Genomic DNA, 15,025 nt, shown 5'->3' on the forward strand with positions numbered 1-15,025 from the left:
GGCAAGGCCGCGCGGATGCTCGGCCCGCAGTGGTAGGACTAGGGGCATGAGCAACGACATCCGCGAACTCTCCGAGGGCGAGAGCTATCTCGCCTTCTTCCAGGGCGGGCCGTTCGACGGCCAGACCGAGACCCGTGTCAGCACCGAGGGCGGCTACGAGAAGGAGGTCGACGTCTATGCGGCCGTCGACGGCCAGGAGACGCACCTGGTCTACACCTCCGTCGCCGCGAAGGAGGTCGGCGAGTCGGTCCACGTGACCTACACGCTCGACACCCCCGACTCCGATCCGATCGAGGACCCGGAGGACCGCGGAGGCGGATTCCAGTAGCCCGCGCTCCCTCCTGAGATGCCGTTCCGGTCGCGTTCCGCGCGACCCGAGCGGCATCTCGTTCGTTCGCAGGCGGATATCGACCTCGCCGGTATGGTCAGCGCTAAACTGACAGTTCCTCATCTGCGGTACCGCGACTCGACAGGGAGCCATCGTGACAGCGCACTCCTCATCGACGCCCCTGCGCGACTCCGCCGCTCGCGACTGGCTGCTGGCCCGCGGGGTGCTGGCCGGGCACGCCCCAGCCCTCACCCTCGTCCCGCAGGAGTGGACGACGCCCGGCGTGGTCCTCCGCCGCCTCTGGCTCACCGCCGCGGAACTGCGACGCGCGGGATCGGATGCCGGGGCGACGCTGCTCGTTGTCCCGCTCGAGGGCGTCGTCACGTTCACGACGCAGGGCGGGGCGACCGCCGAGCTCGGGAGGGGCCGGCTCGCCGCGCTCCCCGCCTCCGCGACCCTCACGACCGCAGCGCCGAGCGCTCGCCTCGAGCTGCTGAGCCGCAGACCCGGCCCCGCCCCGGAGCCGGCCGTCCTCGCCTCCCCGGCGCTCCCGGTGCTCATCGCCACGGCCAACGCGATCCTCGACGGCCCGCGCGACCCCGACGAGCCGAGCCGTGCCGGGCTCGGCAGCGCTCTCGAGAGCCTCCTCACCGCGGTGCTGGCCGGCTCACCCCGTGACGGTTTGTGACCCTTCCCGGGGTGAATCGGAGGCGTCGCTCCTACGATCGCGCCGGGGACGGCCGATCGACGGCCGCCCGGACGGAGACGACGATGCCCACCGAGCAGACCACCTCGACGATCGGCGCCCAGTCCGCCGAGTTCACCACCGGCTTCACCGAGACCATCGGCGACGAGCTCGCCGCGGTCTTCGCGGCCGAGCAGGCCGACCTGGTGTCCAGCGGAGTCCCCGACGGCGCCGTCTCGGTCGGCGACCGGCTGCCGAGCGCGACGGTCGTGACCGCCGGCGGCGAGACCGTCCACCTCGCCTCCGTCCTCGGCCGGGGAGCGGCGGTGCTCGTGTTCTACCGCGGCGCCTGGTGCCCGTACTGCAACCTCACCCTGCGCCACTACAACGCCACCCTCGCCCCCGAGCTCGCGGAGCGCGGCGTCACCCTGGTAGCCGTCAGCCCGCAGACGGCCGACGCCTCCGCATCGGTCGCGGACGGCGAGCTCGGCTTCACCGTCGTCACCGACCCGGGGAACGTGCTGGCGGCCGAGCTCGGCATCGTCACCGCCCCGAGCGAGGCCGCCATCGACGCGCACACCCGGCTCGGCTTCGCGGTCAAGGACTCCAACGCCGACGACACCGCCGCGATCCCGTTCCCGACGGTGCTGGTGCTCGACGAAGCCGGAGTCGTGCGGTTCGCCGACGTCCACGTCGACTACACGACGCGCACCGAGACCGAGGAGATCCTCGCCGCGGTCGACGCGATCGTGTAACCAGTCCGGGGAGGGGCTGTCAAGGGTCCCTCCCCTCCCAGCCTCCTCCCCATCCGCGCCGTCACGCTCCTTCGAACACACCATGACGCCGAGGCACGGCGCCGGAAGGAGCACGACTCATGGCAGAGATCACCGCCCACCACGGACTCTTCAAGGACACCGACCTCCACGTCGACGACACCGGCGGCTCGGGCCGTCCGATCGTCCTGATCCACGGCTGGCCCCTCTCGGGCGAGTCCTGGAGCGAGCAGGTCCCGGCCCTCACGGCCGCCGGATACCGCGTCGTCACCTACGACCGCCGCGGCTTCGGACGCAGCGACAAGCCGCTGACCGGCTACACCTACGACACCCTGACCGAGGATCTGCACACGCTGCTCACCGAGCTCGACCTGCAGGACGTCACCCTCGTCGGCTTCTCGATGGGCGGCGGCGAGGTCGCCCGCTACTTCTCGAAGTACGGCGCCGAGCGTCTGCACAGCGTCGTCTTCGCCTCCGCGGTGCCGCCGTACCTGATGAAGACCGACGACAACCCGGAGGGCCCGCTCGAGAAGTCGGCGGCCGCCGAGATGACGGCCGGCCTCACGAAGGACCAGGACGCCTTCTACGACCAGTTCACGACCGAGTTCTTCTCGGTCGACGGCGTCCTGAAGGTCACGGAGGCGCAGCGTCAGGACGCGCTCGCCCTTGCGAAGCAGTCGTCCAAGCACGCGGCGCTGGCCTGCATGACCGCGTTCGCGACCACCGACTTCCGTGAGGACCTGCCGAACGTCTCGGTCCCCGCGCTGGTCATCCACGGCGACGGCGACGGCACCGTGCCGTTCGAGGGCTCCGGTGCACGCACGCACGCCGCGATCCCCGGCTCCGAGCTGTACGTCGTCGCGGGCGCCCCGCACGGCGTCAACGTGAGCCACGCGGAGGAGTGGAACCGGGTCGTCCTCGAGTTCCTCGCCGAGTAGAGCGCCACGGCCCGGAGGGGGCGCTCCGCTGCGGCGGGGCGCCCCCTCCGTCGTCCCCGCTGGCGGACGCCGGCGTCAGCCCTTCTCGGCGCCCTCGGTCGTGTTCATGATCCGCTTCTGGAAGACGAAGAACAGCACGGCGACCGGGATCGACATCAGTACCGCGGCTGCGAGCTGCAGCGGGTACTGGTTGCCAGTGCCCAGCTGCCCCGACACCAGCGAGGCGACCCCGGTGGTCAGGGTGTTCAGCTCCGGCGACTGCCGCGACACCACGAAGTGCGAGAACTCGTTCCACGAGCCCTGGAACGACAGGATGAACAGCGTCACGATCGCCGGACGCGCCATCGGCACCACGATCGACCGGAAGGTGCGGAACACTCCCGCCCCGTCGATCCGGGCGGCCTCCTCGATCGACAGCGGGATCGAGTCGAAGAACTGCTTCATGATGAAGATGCCCGCCGCGTCGACGATCAGCGGCACGATCATCCCGGCGTAGCTGTCGTAGAGGCCCAGCTGCTTGAGGATCAGGAATCGCGGGATCAGCAGCACCACGGCGGGCACGCTCATCACGCCGATGAAGAGGGCGAACAGCAGCCCGCGACCGCGGAAGCGCAGCCGCGAGAGCGCGTACCCCGCGAGCGAGTCGAAGAAGACGCGGCCGACGGTCACGAACACCGTCACGATCACCGAGTTCAGCGTCCAGAGCGGCAGCGGCACGTCGGTGAAGAGGCGCTCGTAGGAGGCGAACGACCAGGTCGCGGGCAGCAGGGACAGCGGGTTCGCGGTCGCGTCGGAGTCGGTCTTGAACGACGACGCCACCGAGATGAGGAACGGGTAGATGTAGACCAGCGCGAGCCCGATCAGCAGCAGGTAGCCGCCGATGAGCGACGCGCGACCGCGGGCGCCGAGGCGGACGCGACGGTGCGGGACGCGGGCGGGAGGCTCCTCCCGGGGCGGGACCTCGGTGCGGTCGGACACGAGCGTGCTCATCGCACACCTCCCGTGGTGAGGGTCGTCGCGGCGTCGGCGCGAGCAGAGCGGCCCAGGCGCTTGCGCGGCTCGCCCTTCTCCCGGAGGAGCGCGCGCTGCAGCAGCGTGAGGACGACGATGATGAAGAACAGGATGAAGGCGATCGCGGCGCCCTGGCCCCAGCGCAGATCGGTGAACGAGGACTCGTAGGCGAGGTAGGCCGGGGTGAGCAGCGTCTTGCCGGGCGATCCGCCTCCGGTCAGGTAGATCTGGTCGAACACCTGCCAGGTGCCGATGAGGCCCAGGGTGAGCACCGTGAAGAGCGTCGGCCGCAGCATCGGCAGCGTCACCGAGAAGAACTTCCGGAGGGGACCCGCGCCGTCCATGAGCGCCGCCTCGTCGATCTCGGCGCCGATGTTCTGCAGCGCTGCGAGGAACAGCAGCATGAACGTTCCCGAAGTGGTGAAGATCGCCATCGTGATCAGCACGCACATCGCGACGGAGGGTCCCGACAGCCAGTCCCACCAGGTGAGCCCGAGCGGGCCGGCGGCGGTGGAGCCCGAGCCGTCGATCCCGAGAGAGCCGAGCAGGGTGTGCAGCACGCCGGTCGGGTCCGCCATCCAGGTCGGCCCGTCGGCCCCGAACCAGCCGAGCACGGCGTTGACGACGCCCGAGGCGCTGAAGAGGAAGAGGAAGATCACGGTGATCGCGATCGACGAGGTGACCGAGGGGAAGTAGAACGCGGTGCGGAAGAAGCCGCGCCCGCGCAGGATCCGCCGGTTGACCTGCACCGCGAGGAACAGTGCGAGCGCGGTCTGCAGCGGCACGACGAGCAGCACGTAGTAGACGTTGTTGCGGATCGCGGTGCCGAAGTCCTTCTGCGCGAGACCGGAGTCGAGCAGCACGGCGCGGTAGTTGTCGGCGCCGACGAACTGCGCGGTCGGGCCCAGCGGCGAGCCGAGCCCGTTCCAGTTGCTGACGCTCACCCAGAGGGCGAGCCCGATCGGGACGACCAGGAACACGCCGATCACCAGGATCGCCGGCAGGGTGAAGAGCCAGCCGTAGCGGGCCTCGTGCCCGCGGATGCCGGAACGGCGACTCCGCGCGGCGACGGTGGTGCTCATCGATGCGTCTCCTTCGACGGTCGTGATGCTGGGGGTCCGGGAGGCGGCGGTCGGGTCCGCCGCCCCCCGGAGTCGGGCTACTTCGCGTTCGCGGTGTCGAGCGCGTCCTGCAGGTTCGTCTGCAGATCCGCGAGGATCGCCTCCGGATCGCCCGTCGCCAGGCCCTCGAGCGCCGAGTTGAAGTCGGTGATCACGGTGGCGGCGCCGGCGAACGCGACCGGGCTGACCGCGTAGTCGTTGCCCGAGACGAAGGCCGCGTTCTCGGGGTACTTCGTCGCGTACTCCGCCGCTCCGGTCTCGGTCGACGGGATCACGCCGAACGCGTCGGAGAAGGCGAGCTGCTGCTCGTCGGAGGTCAGCGCGGCGACGAGCGACTCGGTCTGCTCGGCGGTGTCGCTGCCGACCGGGATGCCCCAGCAGTTGCTGAACGTGAACGTCGACTTCCCGCCCGGGCCGGCGGGGAGCTCGGCGACGGTGTAGTTCACGTCGGGGTAGTCGGCCGCGAGCGCACCGTTGATCCAGGGGCCCTCGATGACCATCGCGGCGGCGCCCTTGCCGAACGCCTCACCCGACCAGCCGGAGTCGAGGTCGGCCGGGAACTTCAGCGTCCCGGCCGTCAGCAGCGTCTTGACCTCGGTGAGGCCTGCGACGTTCTCCGGGGTGTCCGCGGTGACCGTCTGGCCGTCCTCCGACAGCAGGGAGCCGTCGGCCTGGTTCATGAACGTGCCGATGCGGGCGTACTCGGCGCCGAACGAGAGCCCGGTGACGCCGTTCGCCGTCAGCGTCGTCGCGGCGGACTCGAGCGACGCCCAGTCGGTGGGGATGTCGGCGTCGGTGAGGCCGGCCGCTGCCCAGAGGTCGGTGTTGATGACCAGGCCGAGCGTCGAGAAGTCCTTGGGCTCGCAGTAGAACTGGTCGTCGTAGGTGAACGCGTCGCGCAGCGCCGGGTAGAAGGCGTCGGCGTTCGAGGAGTCCTGCGCGTAGGGCTCGAGGTAGCGGTTGCTCGCGTAGGTCTGGAACTGGTCCCAGCTCATGTAGAAGAGGTCGGGCGGGTTGCCGCCCGAGAAGCCCTGGCCGAGCTGCTGGGTGAGGTCGCTCGCGGCGACCACGTCGACGCTCGTGCCGTTCTCCTCGCCCCAGCTGGTGACCGCGTCGGTGACGGCGGTGGTCTCGGCGTCCCCGGAGGAGCCGATCATCACGGTGAGACCGGCGGAGTCGCTCGAGCCGCCGGAATCGCCGCCGCTCGAGCAGGCGGCGAGGCTGAGCATCGTCGCGGTCGCGATCAGTACGGCACCCCATCGTGCCGCGGTGTGGGTGGGTGTCATGGTCGGAGCCTTTCGTGTGGGGATGGCCGCTTCGGGCGCGGCCGGGCGGGTCAGTGCTGGTGCGATCAGTGCTGGTGCGATCAGTGCTGGTGCGATCAGTGCTGGTGCAGGGGCGTCCGCACGACGAGGTGCGGCTCGATCAGGCGGTGCGCCTCGCCCGGGGCGAGGTCGCGGTGGACGATGTCATCGCCGTGCTCGCCGAGCAGCAGCTCCAGCGCTCCGGCCGCGACCGCGCCGAGGTCCTGATCGACGCTCGAGAGCCCGACCGCCGCGGCGACCGGGGTGTTGTCGAAGCCGACGATCGGCAGCTGCGCCCGGCCGACCGCGACGGCCGCCATCGACGCGCCGAGGGCCAGCGAGTCGGAGGCGCAGACGAGGCCGTCGATCCCGGAGTCGCCGCGGAGCAGCGCGATCGCCGCCGACCGCGCGCGCTGCACGTCGTCCTCGGCCGTGGCGAGCGTCAGGGGCACGCCGGGCAGTCGCTCGCGGAGCACCCGCTCCCAGCCGTTGCGCCGGTCGTCACCGGTCGCGGATCCGTCGGGCCAGCCGAGGAACGCGATGCGGGTGCAGCCCTCGGCGACCAGGTGTTCGGTCGCCTGCGCGACTCCGGAGGCGCCGTCGACGTCGACCCACAGGTGCTGCGGGTCGTTCTCGTCGTCGACTCCCCAGGGCCGGCCGAAGGTGACGAAGGGCACCCCCTCGGCGATCAGCCAGGCCGTGCGCGGGTCGCCGTAGAAGGTGGAGGTGAGCACGAAGGCGTCGACGTCGGCGCCGTCGCGCAGGCGGCCGATCTGCGCGATCTCCTCCTCCGGCGTCCGTGCGGTGTAGAGCAGGATGCGCATCCCGCGCTCGTCGGCCTGCTCGGTCACGGCGTGCAGGAAGCGGTCGAGGAGGCTGCCGGACACTCCGTCGAGCACGCGGTCCATCCGGACACCGATGGTGCCGGACTTGCGGGTGCGCAGGCGGCGGGCGGAGGCGTGCGGTCGGTAGTTCAGGTCGGCGATCGCCGCCTCGACCCGCTCGCGCGTGGCGTCGCGGACGATCGCGGGGCTGTTGAGCACGTTCGAGACGGTCTGCCGCGACACTCCAGCGGCGCGGGCGACGTCTGCGACGGTCGGCAGTGCCATGCGTCCTCCTCGACGGTTCGATCGTTCAAATCCCAGCGGGCATCGCGGGATTTGATCGATCCAATTCGAGTGCTACATTACCTCCGACCGCGGTGGTGTCAACCGGGTGACCGCCGGCACCTCACCCGACCGACGATTCAGTGCCGACGATGACGATTCAGTGCCGACGATTCAGTGAGGAGTCGCCCGTGACGACCGAGCACGACGACCGTCCGCTCCAGCCGCTCCTCCATGACGCCGTCGTCCTGCTCCGCGCCCCGTCGCAGCTCTGGTGCGACGACGCCGGAGACCTCGGCGGCCCACCCGTCCACGGGCTCTACCACGGCGACGTCCGGGTCCTGTCGGGCGCACGTCTGGTCGTCGGGGGACGGGCTCCGGAGCCGATCGCGACAGGGCGCGACGGCGCCTCCTCCGCCCGCTTCACCGGGCTCCTCCGGCACCTCGACGACGCCTCGGCCGACCCGCGGATCCGCGTGATCCGCTCGCGCACGATCGCGGCCGGGTCGCTGCACGAGACCGTCCGACTCGAGTCGGCCCTGCCCGAGCCCGTCGCCACGCGCGTCGAGCTCGCGCTCGAGGCCGACTTCTCGCTCGTCCACGTGGTGAAGGCCGGACTGCGCGACGACGTCACGATCGAGACCGCTCGCGGCGACGGCTCCCTCGAGTGGCGCCACGGCACCACCCGGGCCGTCGTGCGCGCCGAGGGCGCCACGATCGAGGGCGGCGCGGAGGCGGTGCTCGCGTGGGACGTCGTCGTGCCCGCACGCGGGGCGGTCGAAGTCTCGTGGAGCGTCGAGATGGACGACTCCGCCGCGGTCGTGGCCGCCGCCCCCGGCGACGCCGAGTGGACCGGTGCGAGCGTCGAGTCGGGCGATTCGCGCCTCGCCTCCTGGTGCCGCGCCGCCCTCGACGATCTCGACGCCCTGCGGATGGTCACCGTCGCGCGCCCGGATGAGACGTTCCTCGCCGCGGGCGCGCCCTGGTTCTTCACCCTCTTCGGCCGCGACTCGATCTGGGCGGCGCGGATGCTCCTCCCGCTCGGCACGGAGCTCGCCGGCTCGACCCTCCGCGTCCTCGCCGGTCTCCAGGGCACCCGCGACGATCCCGAGACGGCCGAGCAGCCCGGCAAGATCATGCACGAGCTGAGGGCGACCACCCTCGATATCCCGGGCGAGGGCGTCTCCCTGCCACCGCTCTACTACGGCACGGTCGACGCCACCGCGCTCTGGGTGTGCCTCCTGCACGACTCCTGGCGCTGGGGGCTGGCCGACGACGAGGTCGAAGCGCTGCTGCCCGCGCTCGAGGAGGCGCTGCGCTGGCTCCGCGACGACGGCGACTCCGACGGCGACGGCCTGCTCGAGTACGTCGACACCACCGGCCACGGCCTCGCCAACCAGGGCTGGAAGGACTCGGGCGACTCGATCCAGTGGCGCGACGGCACCCTCGCCGAGGGGCCGATCGCCCTGTGCGAGGTGCAGGCCTACGCCTACGAGGCGGCCGTCGGAGGCGCGGCGCTGCTCGAGCGCTTCGGTCGCGACGGCGCACCGTGGCGCGAGTACGCCGCCGCGCTGAAGCAGCGCTTCGCCGAGTCGTTCTGGATCCCGACTCCCGACGGGGGCTTCCCCGCGATCGCCCTCGACGCGAGGAAGCGCCCCGTCGACACCGTGACCAGCAACATCGGGCACCTGCTCGGCACCGGCATCCTCTCGACCGAGCACGCGACGCGGGTCGCCGAGCTCCTGGTCTCCCCCGAGCTCGACTCCGGCTACGGCCTGCGCACCCTGTCGACCGACTCCGCCGGCTACTGGCCGCTCTCGTACCACGGAGGCTCGGTGTGGGCCCACGACACGGCCATCGCCGTCACGGGGCTCACCCGCGAGGGCTTCGGGGCGGAGGCGACGACCCTGTCACGCGGGCTGCTCGCCGCCGCCGAGGGCTTCGGCTACCGGATGCCCGAGCTGCACTCCGGAGATCCGCTCGGTGCCGCTCCCGTCCCGTACCCGTCGTCGTGCCGTCCGCAAGCCTGGTCGGCCGCCGCCGCGATCGCCGTGCTGACCGCCGCGCTCGGCCTGAGGCCCGGAGACGACTCACTCGGGGTCACGCCGCTCTCGCCCGCCCTCGCGGGGCCGCTGCGCGTGCACGGGATCCGCTATCGCGGCGTCGACGTGCCGATCGACACGCAGAACATCAGCTGAGGAAGGGGTCCCTCCCTCCACAGCGGAGGCACCCCCCTCTCAGCTGATGGTGCGCGTCAGGACAGCCGGGCGACGACCGCGCGCGCGATCCTCCGCCCGGAGCGATTGGCGCCGATCGTCGACGCCGTCGGACCGTAGCCCGCGAAGAACACCCGCGGGTCCGTGAGCGAGGCGCCGTCGGCCACGGCGACTCCGCCCTCGCGCTCGCGCAGGCCGAGCGGCGCCAGGTGCCGCAGCTCGGGGCGGAACCCGGTGGCCCAGATGATCGCGTCGGCGCGGCTGAACGAGCCGTCGGGCCAGCGCACGCCGTCCTCCTCGAGCGCACTGAACATCCCGCGCTCCCGGAGGATCCCCCGCTCGATGCCCGCGACGACCCGCCGGGTGCGCTGCACACCGGTGCCGCCGACGATGCTCGGCAGGGCGCGACCGGCCCGGGCCGCACTGTCCTGCTCGGCCACGGCCTCCACCGCCGAGTTCAGCGCGAGCTGCTCGCCGTCGTGGTAGCGGACCGGGCGCCGCGTCGCCCAGGTCACCGAGCGGGCCACCCGCTCCAGCTCGAGGAGGAACCCGATCGCCGAGGTGCCGCCGCCGACGACGACCACCTGCTGTCCGGCGAAGTCCTCTGCCCGCACGTACTCGCTGGTGTCGATCTGCGCACCGCGGAACCGCTCGCGTCCGGGGTAGTACGGCACGAAGGGCGAGCCCCACGTGCCCGTCGCGTTGACGAGAATCCGCGCCCGCTGGGTCGAGTGATCCGTCTCGACGACGAGTTCTGCCGTGCGGTCGCCCGGCGTCGCACTGCTGACGCTGCGCACCGCCTCCGGCCGCCGCACGACGAGTCCGTACTCGTCCTCGTAGCGCCCGTAGTACTCGCTGACGACGTCCCTGGCGGGCCGGCGGCGGTCGGCCGTCGCGAACGACAGGCCGAGGCGGTCCATCCCGGGCAGATCGTGCACGCGGTGAGCAGAGCCGAGTCGCAGCGCCTCCCACCGGAACTGCCAGGCCCCACCCGCCCGCGGCCCGCGGTCGAGGACGACGAAGTCGGTGCCCGGGACGAGGCCGAGACGGCGCAGGTAGTAGGCCACCGAGAGGCCCGCCTGGCCCGCGCCGATGACCACGACCGGGTGCGCAGCGGCGGAGCGCGGAGCGAGCGCACGGGTCACGGTGCTCCCAACGGGGTCGAGGGGCCGAGGCGGCCCGACGAGTCAGGGCCGGAGTGGCGGATGCCCTGTCTGCTAAACTACCGGCTAGATTTCATTCTTCTCTGTCTGCTTCTTTTCCCCAGCTGGCTCACCGCCCGTCTGGCCTGTCATCGTGAGGGGGTCACCCATGGGGCGCGGCCGTCAGAAGGCAAAGAACACCAAGATCGCTCGGGAGCTGAAGTCGTTCAGCCCAACGGTCGATTACAGTGCGCTCGAGCGCGAGCTCAGCCACCCGGACGAGCCGGACTACTCGAAGTGGATCGACCCCTCGGACGACGAGGGCGACGACACCGACTTCGTCGAGGAGCAGCACCAGAAGCGTGCCTGAAGCACCGTCACCATCGGGGTCGCTCGGTTCGAGCGGCCCCGATGCGCGTTCCGAGGACGCTTCTCCGGGCGTCGTCGAGCAGCTGTCGAGCCGGGTCGCCTACGAGACGCCGTGGATCCGGGTCCGTGAGGACGAGGTCCTCTGGCCCGGCGGGAGCACCGGCGTCTACTCGGTCGTCGAGCGCGCCGACTACGCGCTCGTGCTGCCGCGCGAGCGCGACGGCTTCTGGCTCGTCGAGCAGTACCGGTACCCGATCGGGCGGCGCGCGTGGGAGTTCCCCGCGGGCGGCTGGCCGCACGGGTCGGCCGGCGGAGACGCGACAGCGCTCGCCCGCGCCGAGCTGCGCGAGGAGACGGGGCTGCGCGCCGGCCGCCTCCAGCACCTCGGGCGCCTGAGCGAGGCCTACGGATTTGTCGCGCAGGCCGTCGAGATCTACCTCGCCGAGGATCTCGAGCACGGGGAGCACGAGCGCGAGGCCACCGAGTCCGACATGGTGCAGCGCTGGTTCTCGGACGCCGAGGTCGCGGACATGGTGCGCTCGGGAGCGATCCTCGAGACGGCCGCCGTCGCCGCGCTCGGCCTGTTCTGGATGCACCGGGGACTCGTGCCCTGACGCCGACCGGCTCGGCAGCCGTGCTCGGCTCGATGTCAGGGGTGGCTGCGAGACTGTCGGGATGAGTTCCCTCCCGTTGTCGCGGCAGCCGAACTGGCACTCCGACTTCCGCGGGAACGACCTCGACGAGGCCCGCGACTTCTACGCGCGCGGCTACAACGGCTCCGGCTTCCGCGCCGAGCGCTCGCGCGTGCCGTTCTCGTACCGCTACGCCTCGACCCCTCCCGGCCCCGTCAGCCTGCACTCGGCGTCGTTCCTCGGATCGGTGCGCGGCGCGGTCGATCCCGGAGACGTCTATGTCGTGCTCTGGCTCACGCAGGGACGGGCCGCGGTCGACATCGGCCGCGACGAGAACCGTCTCGCGATCGGGCGGCCGGCGGTCTTCCCGACAGGCCGCCCGTTCGGCTTCGACGCTCACGAGTACCGCGACGCCCTGGTGCACATCGAGGCGGCCTACCTCGAGCGCATCGCCGCCGAGCGGCACGGGACCGCGCCCGGTCCCCTCCGATTCGCGCCGACACCCGGCGACACCGCGCGCTGGTGGGCGGCCGTCCGCCTCCTCCGCGACACTCTCGCCTCCCCGACCCCGCCGTCCGCCCTGCAGCGCGACGCGGCCCACCGCATCGCCGCCGAGGCGATGCTCCAGACCTTCGCCCACCGCGTCGCCCCGCTGCCCCCGGCCCTGCCCGCGGTGAGCGGGCGCCGGCTGCGGCGGGCCGTCGAGTTCGTGCACGCCAACGCCGATCTGCCCCTCGGAGTCGCCGACATCGCCGACGCGGCCGGCCTCACCGTCCGCGGGGTCCAGCTCGCGTTCCAGCGCGCCTTCGAGCAGTCGCCGCGCCACTACCTGCGCGCCGTCCGGCTCGACCGCGCGCGCGAGGAGCTCGTCGCGGGCGACCCCGGCTCGCTCGTCGTCGGCGACGTCGCCGCCCGATGGGGCTTCGTCGGCGGCGGCCGCTTCGCCCAGCAGTACGCGCAGCGCTTCGGCGAGCTCCCGAGCGAGACCCTTCGCGCCTGACGCGCAAGGGTGTCGCCGCGAGGAGCGTGCGGGCGTAGGGTCCGAGGACGGCCCGTGGAACGACCCGCGGGCTCGCGTCGATGGAGCCGCGATGTTCGAACCCGAAGGATCCGTGCGCCCTGTGGCACGGATCAGCTATGTCACTGCCGCCCTGCTGGTCGGCGCGATCCTGGTCGGCGGCGCCGTGGGCGCCGCGGTGGCCCTCGTCCTGTACCTGCCCGCCGCCCTGCGCGCGGGCACCCTCGATCCGTCGGCTCTCGTGAGCTTCGGGATGCTGATGGGCATCGCCTCCGGAGCCGGGATCGGGCTCACGGGCGGGGTGGGAGCAGTCGCCGGGATGGTGTCGGCCCGGGCGATCAGCCGCGGGGACCGCGCCTTCGTCGTCGGCACGAGCCTCGGCTCGGCGACCGGCGTGCTGATCGCCTCCGCGAACCTGCTGGTCAGCCGGGACGCGTCGACCTGGCTCGCCGCGCTGCTGGCGACCGCCACCGCTCTCGTCCTCTGCGCCCTCGGCGCGCACCGGCTGACCCGCCACGAGCACTCCTGGGAGCGCGCGCACGCATCACGGAGCCGCTCCGCCTGACCTCGGAGCGCCTCCGGCTCGCAGAAACCGGTTCGGCGAGCCCGGGCTCAGCCGGCGTACGCCCCGACCAGCCGCACCGCGCCTCCGTCGACACCCTTCGCGCCCTGCTCGAACCCGTCGAGCCCGCGCTCGCCGATCGTGACGCGTCCCGCGATCCAGGAGGGGACTCCCACGCGCTCGAAGCTCGCGATCACCGCGCGGGCCGAGTCGGCCTCCACCACGGCGAACATCCCGATCCCGAGGTTCCACGTGCCCTCGGTGCTCTCGAGCGACGCCCCCGACATCGAGGCGAGCGCCCGGAACACGTCGGCGGGGCTCCACGAGCCCCGGTCGACCTCGACCCAGGAGCCGCGGGGCAGCACGCGCGCGAGGTTGGCCGCGATGCCGCCTCCGGTGACGTGGCTGATCGAGTGCACGCTCGACCCGAGGACCTCGTCGTCGAGCACGGCCAGCAGCGGCGCCGTGTAGAGGCGGGTGGGCTCGAGGAGCACCTCGCCCACGACACCGCCCAGCTCGTCGGAGCGGTCGGTGAAGCCGACGCCGCGGTCGGCCAGGATGCGGCGCACCAGCGAGAAGCCGTTCGAGTGCAGTCCGGAGGAGGCCATCGCGATCACGAGGTCGCCGTCGCGCACGCGGTCGGCGCCCCGCACGGCGTCCGCCTCGACCGCGCCGACGGCGGCGCCCGCCACGTCGTAGTCGTCGGGCCCGAGCAGGCCGGGGTGCTCCGCGGTCTCGCCGCCGACGAGGGCGGTCCCCGTCGCGGAGCAGGCGCGCGCGATCCCGGCGACGATGTCGGCGATGCGCGTGGGCACAACCTTGCCGCAGGCGATGTAGTCGGTCATGAAGAGGGGGCGGGCGCCGACCACGACGATGTCGTCGACGACCATGCCGACGAGGTCCTGGCCGATCGTGTCGTGCTTGTCGATCGCCTGCGCGATCGCGACCTTCGTGCCGACGCCGTCGGTGGAGGTCGCGAGCAGCGGAGCCCGGAAGTCCTTGAGGAACGACACGTCGTAGAGCCCGGCGAACCCGCCGACTCCCCCGAGGACGTTGCGGTCGTGGGTCGCCGACACCGCCGCCTTCATCAACTCGACCGCGAGGTCGCCCGCCGCCGTATCGACTCCGGCGCGGGCGTAGCTGCTCGTCTCATTCGTCACGCGACGACCCTACCCAAGGGCGCTACCGCCCGCCGGGGATCGACGTGTGCCACCGCCCGACGCGAGGATCGTCGTCGTGCCTCTCCTCGCCGCCGCTCCCGACGATCTCGCCGCCCTCCGCGCGTTCCTCGCCGAGGCCGACCTCACCCTCGCCGGTCTGGACGATCCCGCGGTCCGTCTCTGGATCGACCGCGAGGACGGCGGAACGATCATCGGGAGCACCGGCTTCGAGCTGAGCGCCGACGGCGCGCACGCGCTGGTCCGCAGCGTCGCGGTCGCCGCCTCCCGTCGTGTGGCCGGTGCCGGCTCCCGCCTGGCGAGGCATGCGCTGACCGAGGCGATCGCCGCCGGAGCGACGCGGGCCTGGCTCTTCTCGCGCCGCTCGGGCCCCTTCTGGCAGACGCTCGGCTTCGGGCCGGCCGATCGGGGCGAACTGGCTCGAGTTCTGCCCGACACCCATCAGGTGCGGCTCTTCACCGAGACGGGGCAGCTCGAGCGCGAGGTCGCGTGGTCGCGGGAGCTCCTGGAATCGGGACGTGCTCGTCGATGACCAACCGAGCCCGCCGTCCCACCGATCGGCCTGACGGTTGCACGAAGCAGCCCCTCGCGCCGACGGATCCGCCGACGGCGAACCATTAGGGCGAGCGTCCACCGCGTGTC

At 72.2% G+C, this 15,025-nt stretch carries 16 protein-coding genes; 10 read left to right on the forward strand and 6 right to left on the reverse strand.

Annotation, left to right across the window (positions count from 1 at the left end):
- Window positions 1-46: 46 nt before the first annotated feature.
- The 4 genes from ASG06_RS16965 to ASG06_RS16980 all read left to right on the forward strand — a co-directional run bounded on the left by ASG06_RS16965 (window position 47) and on the right by ASG06_RS16980 (window position 2,724).
- Window positions 47-328 carry a hypothetical protein gene (locus ASG06_RS16965; RefSeq protein WP_056044781.1) on the forward strand — a complete coding sequence of 94 codons (282 nt, stop codon included), beginning with the start codon at window positions 47-49 and terminating at the stop codon, window positions 326-328.
- Window positions 329-482: 154 nt separating this feature from the next.
- Window positions 483-1,016, forward strand: a complete 534-nt coding sequence (locus ASG06_RS16970) for a hypothetical protein (RefSeq protein ID WP_056044784.1) — start codon at window positions 483-485, stop codon at window positions 1,014-1,016.
- An 83-nt stretch (window positions 1,017-1,099) separates the two neighbouring features.
- Window positions 1,100-1,768 (forward strand): peroxiredoxin-like family protein, encoded by a 669-nt coding sequence (locus tag ASG06_RS16975; RefSeq protein WP_056044785.1) that lies wholly within the window; start codon window positions 1,100-1,102, stop codon window positions 1,766-1,768.
- A gap of 119 nt (window positions 1,769-1,887) precedes the next feature.
- Entirely contained in the window at window positions 1,888-2,724 is an 837-nt protein-coding gene (locus ASG06_RS16980; protein ID WP_056044787.1) for an alpha/beta fold hydrolase, read from the forward strand.
- Between the two features lie 75 nt (window positions 2,725-2,799).
- On the opposite strand, the gene ASG06_RS16985 is transcribed toward ASG06_RS16980, so the two are convergent.
- The 4 genes from ASG06_RS16985 to ASG06_RS17000 form a co-directional block, all read right to left on the reverse strand.
- Window positions 2,800-3,714 carry a carbohydrate ABC transporter permease gene (locus tag ASG06_RS16985; RefSeq protein ID WP_056044788.1) on the reverse strand — a complete coding sequence of 305 codons (915 nt, stop codon included), beginning with the start codon at window positions 3,712-3,714 and terminating at the stop codon, window positions 2,800-2,802.
- Window positions 3,711-4,817, reverse strand: coding sequence for a carbohydrate ABC transporter permease (locus tag ASG06_RS16990; protein ID WP_056044790.1), 1,107 nt, complete (start codon window positions 4,815-4,817; stop codon window positions 3,711-3,713). Before ASG06_RS16990 ends, ASG06_RS16985 begins: the two co-directional genes overlap by 4 nt.
- A gap of 77 nt (window positions 4,818-4,894) precedes the next feature.
- Window positions 4,895-6,142 carry a sugar ABC transporter substrate-binding protein gene (locus ASG06_RS16995; RefSeq protein ID WP_056044791.1) on the reverse strand — a complete coding sequence of 416 codons (1,248 nt, stop codon included), beginning with the start codon at window positions 6,140-6,142 and terminating at the stop codon, window positions 4,895-4,897.
- A 95-nt stretch (window positions 6,143-6,237) separates the two neighbouring features.
- Window positions 6,238-7,269 carry a LacI family DNA-binding transcriptional regulator gene (locus tag ASG06_RS17000; protein ID WP_056044793.1) on the reverse strand — a complete coding sequence of 344 codons (1,032 nt, stop codon included), beginning with the start codon at window positions 7,267-7,269 and terminating at the stop codon, window positions 6,238-6,240.
- 188 nt (window positions 7,270-7,457) lie between these two features.
- Between ASG06_RS17000 and ASG06_RS17005 the strand changes: the two genes are divergently transcribed.
- Window positions 7,458-9,464: an amylo-alpha-1,6-glucosidase gene (locus ASG06_RS17005; protein WP_231727807.1), complete on the forward strand. Its 2,007-nt coding sequence runs from the start codon at window positions 7,458-7,460 to the stop codon at window positions 9,462-9,464.
- Window positions 9,465-9,520: 56 nt separating this feature from the next.
- Here ASG06_RS17005 and ASG06_RS17010 read toward each other — a convergent pair whose 3' ends face one another.
- On the reverse strand, window positions 9,521-10,627 hold the full coding sequence (locus tag ASG06_RS17010) for an NAD(P)-binding domain-containing protein (RefSeq protein ID WP_056044795.1): 1,107 nt from the start codon (window positions 10,625-10,627) through the stop codon (window positions 9,521-9,523).
- A gap of 166 nt (window positions 10,628-10,793) precedes the next feature.
- Between ASG06_RS17010 and ASG06_RS17015 the strand changes: the two genes are divergently transcribed.
- The 4 genes from ASG06_RS17015 to ASG06_RS17030 all read left to right on the forward strand — a co-directional run bounded on the left by ASG06_RS17015 (window position 10,794) and on the right by ASG06_RS17030 (window position 13,208).
- On the forward strand, window positions 10,794-10,994 hold the full coding sequence (locus ASG06_RS17015) for a DUF3073 domain-containing protein (protein ID WP_056044798.1): 201 nt from the start codon (window positions 10,794-10,796) through the stop codon (window positions 10,992-10,994).
- Window positions 10,987-11,607 (forward strand): NUDIX domain-containing protein, encoded by a 621-nt coding sequence (locus ASG06_RS17020; RefSeq protein ID WP_197409448.1) that lies wholly within the window; start codon window positions 10,987-10,989, stop codon window positions 11,605-11,607. Before ASG06_RS17015 ends, ASG06_RS17020 begins: the two co-directional genes overlap by 8 nt.
- 61 nt (window positions 11,608-11,668) lie before the next feature.
- Window positions 11,669-12,625 carry an AraC family transcriptional regulator gene (locus ASG06_RS17025; RefSeq protein ID WP_082499338.1) on the forward strand — a complete coding sequence of 319 codons (957 nt, stop codon included), beginning with the start codon at window positions 11,669-11,671 and terminating at the stop codon, window positions 12,623-12,625.
- A gap of 91 nt (window positions 12,626-12,716) precedes the next feature.
- A complete protein-coding gene (locus ASG06_RS17030; RefSeq protein ID WP_231727809.1) occupies window positions 12,717-13,208 on the forward strand; it encodes a hypothetical protein in 492 nt (163 codons plus the stop codon).
- 47 nt (window positions 13,209-13,255) lie between these two features.
- Here ASG06_RS17030 and purM read toward each other — a convergent pair whose 3' ends face one another.
- Window positions 13,256-14,365, reverse strand: a complete 1,110-nt coding sequence (gene purM / locus ASG06_RS17035; RefSeq protein WP_056044804.1) for a phosphoribosylformylglycinamidine cyclo-ligase — start codon at window positions 14,363-14,365, stop codon at window positions 13,256-13,258.
- A gap of 76 nt (window positions 14,366-14,441) precedes the next feature.
- Here purM and ASG06_RS17040 point away from each other — a divergent pair, with 76 nt between their 5' ends.
- Entirely contained in the window at window positions 14,442-14,915 is a 474-nt protein-coding gene (locus tag ASG06_RS17040) for a GNAT family N-acetyltransferase (RefSeq protein WP_197409449.1), read from the forward strand.
- The last annotated feature ends 110 nt before the right edge of the window (window positions 14,916-15,025 follow it).

The sequence above is a fragment of the Rathayibacter sp. Leaf185 genome (assembly GCF_001423885.1).
Classification (GTDB): domain Bacteria; phylum Actinomycetota; class Actinomycetes; order Actinomycetales; family Microbacteriaceae; genus Rathayibacter.

Excerpts from the sequence above, each read along its gene's own strand:
- ASG06_RS16965 (WP_056044781.1), top strand. The coding sequence starts at position 47 with ATGAGCAACGACATCCGCGAACTCTCCGAGGGCGAGAGCTATCTCGCC.
- ASG06_RS16975 (WP_056044785.1), top strand. The coding sequence starts at position 1,100 with ATGCCCACCGAGCAGACCACCTCGACGATCGGCGCCCAGTCCGCCGAG.
- ASG06_RS16980 (WP_056044787.1), top strand. The coding sequence starts at position 1,888 with ATGGCAGAGATCACCGCCCACCACGGACTCTTCAAGGACACCGACCTC.
- ASG06_RS16985 (WP_056044788.1), bottom strand. The coding sequence starts at position 3,714 with ATGAGCACGCTCGTGTCCGACCGCACCGAGGTCCCGCCCCGGGAGGAG.
- ASG06_RS16990 (WP_056044790.1), bottom strand. The coding sequence starts at position 4,817 with ATGAGCACCACCGTCGCCGCGCGGAGTCGCCGTTCCGGCATCCGCGGG.
- ASG06_RS16995 (WP_056044791.1), bottom strand. The coding sequence starts at position 6,142 with ATGACACCCACCCACACCGCGGCACGATGGGGTGCCGTACTGATCGCG.
- ASG06_RS17000 (WP_056044793.1), bottom strand. The coding sequence starts at position 7,269 with ATGGCACTGCCGACCGTCGCAGACGTCGCCCGCGCCGCTGGAGTGTCG.
- ASG06_RS17015 (WP_056044798.1), top strand. The coding sequence starts at position 10,794 with ATGGGGCGCGGCCGTCAGAAGGCAAAGAACACCAAGATCGCTCGGGAG.
- ASG06_RS17025 (WP_082499338.1), top strand. The coding sequence starts at position 11,669 with ATGAGTTCCCTCCCGTTGTCGCGGCAGCCGAACTGGCACTCCGACTTC.
- ASG06_RS17030 (WP_231727809.1), top strand. The coding sequence starts at position 12,717 with ATGTTCGAACCCGAAGGATCCGTGCGCCCTGTGGCACGGATCAGCTAT.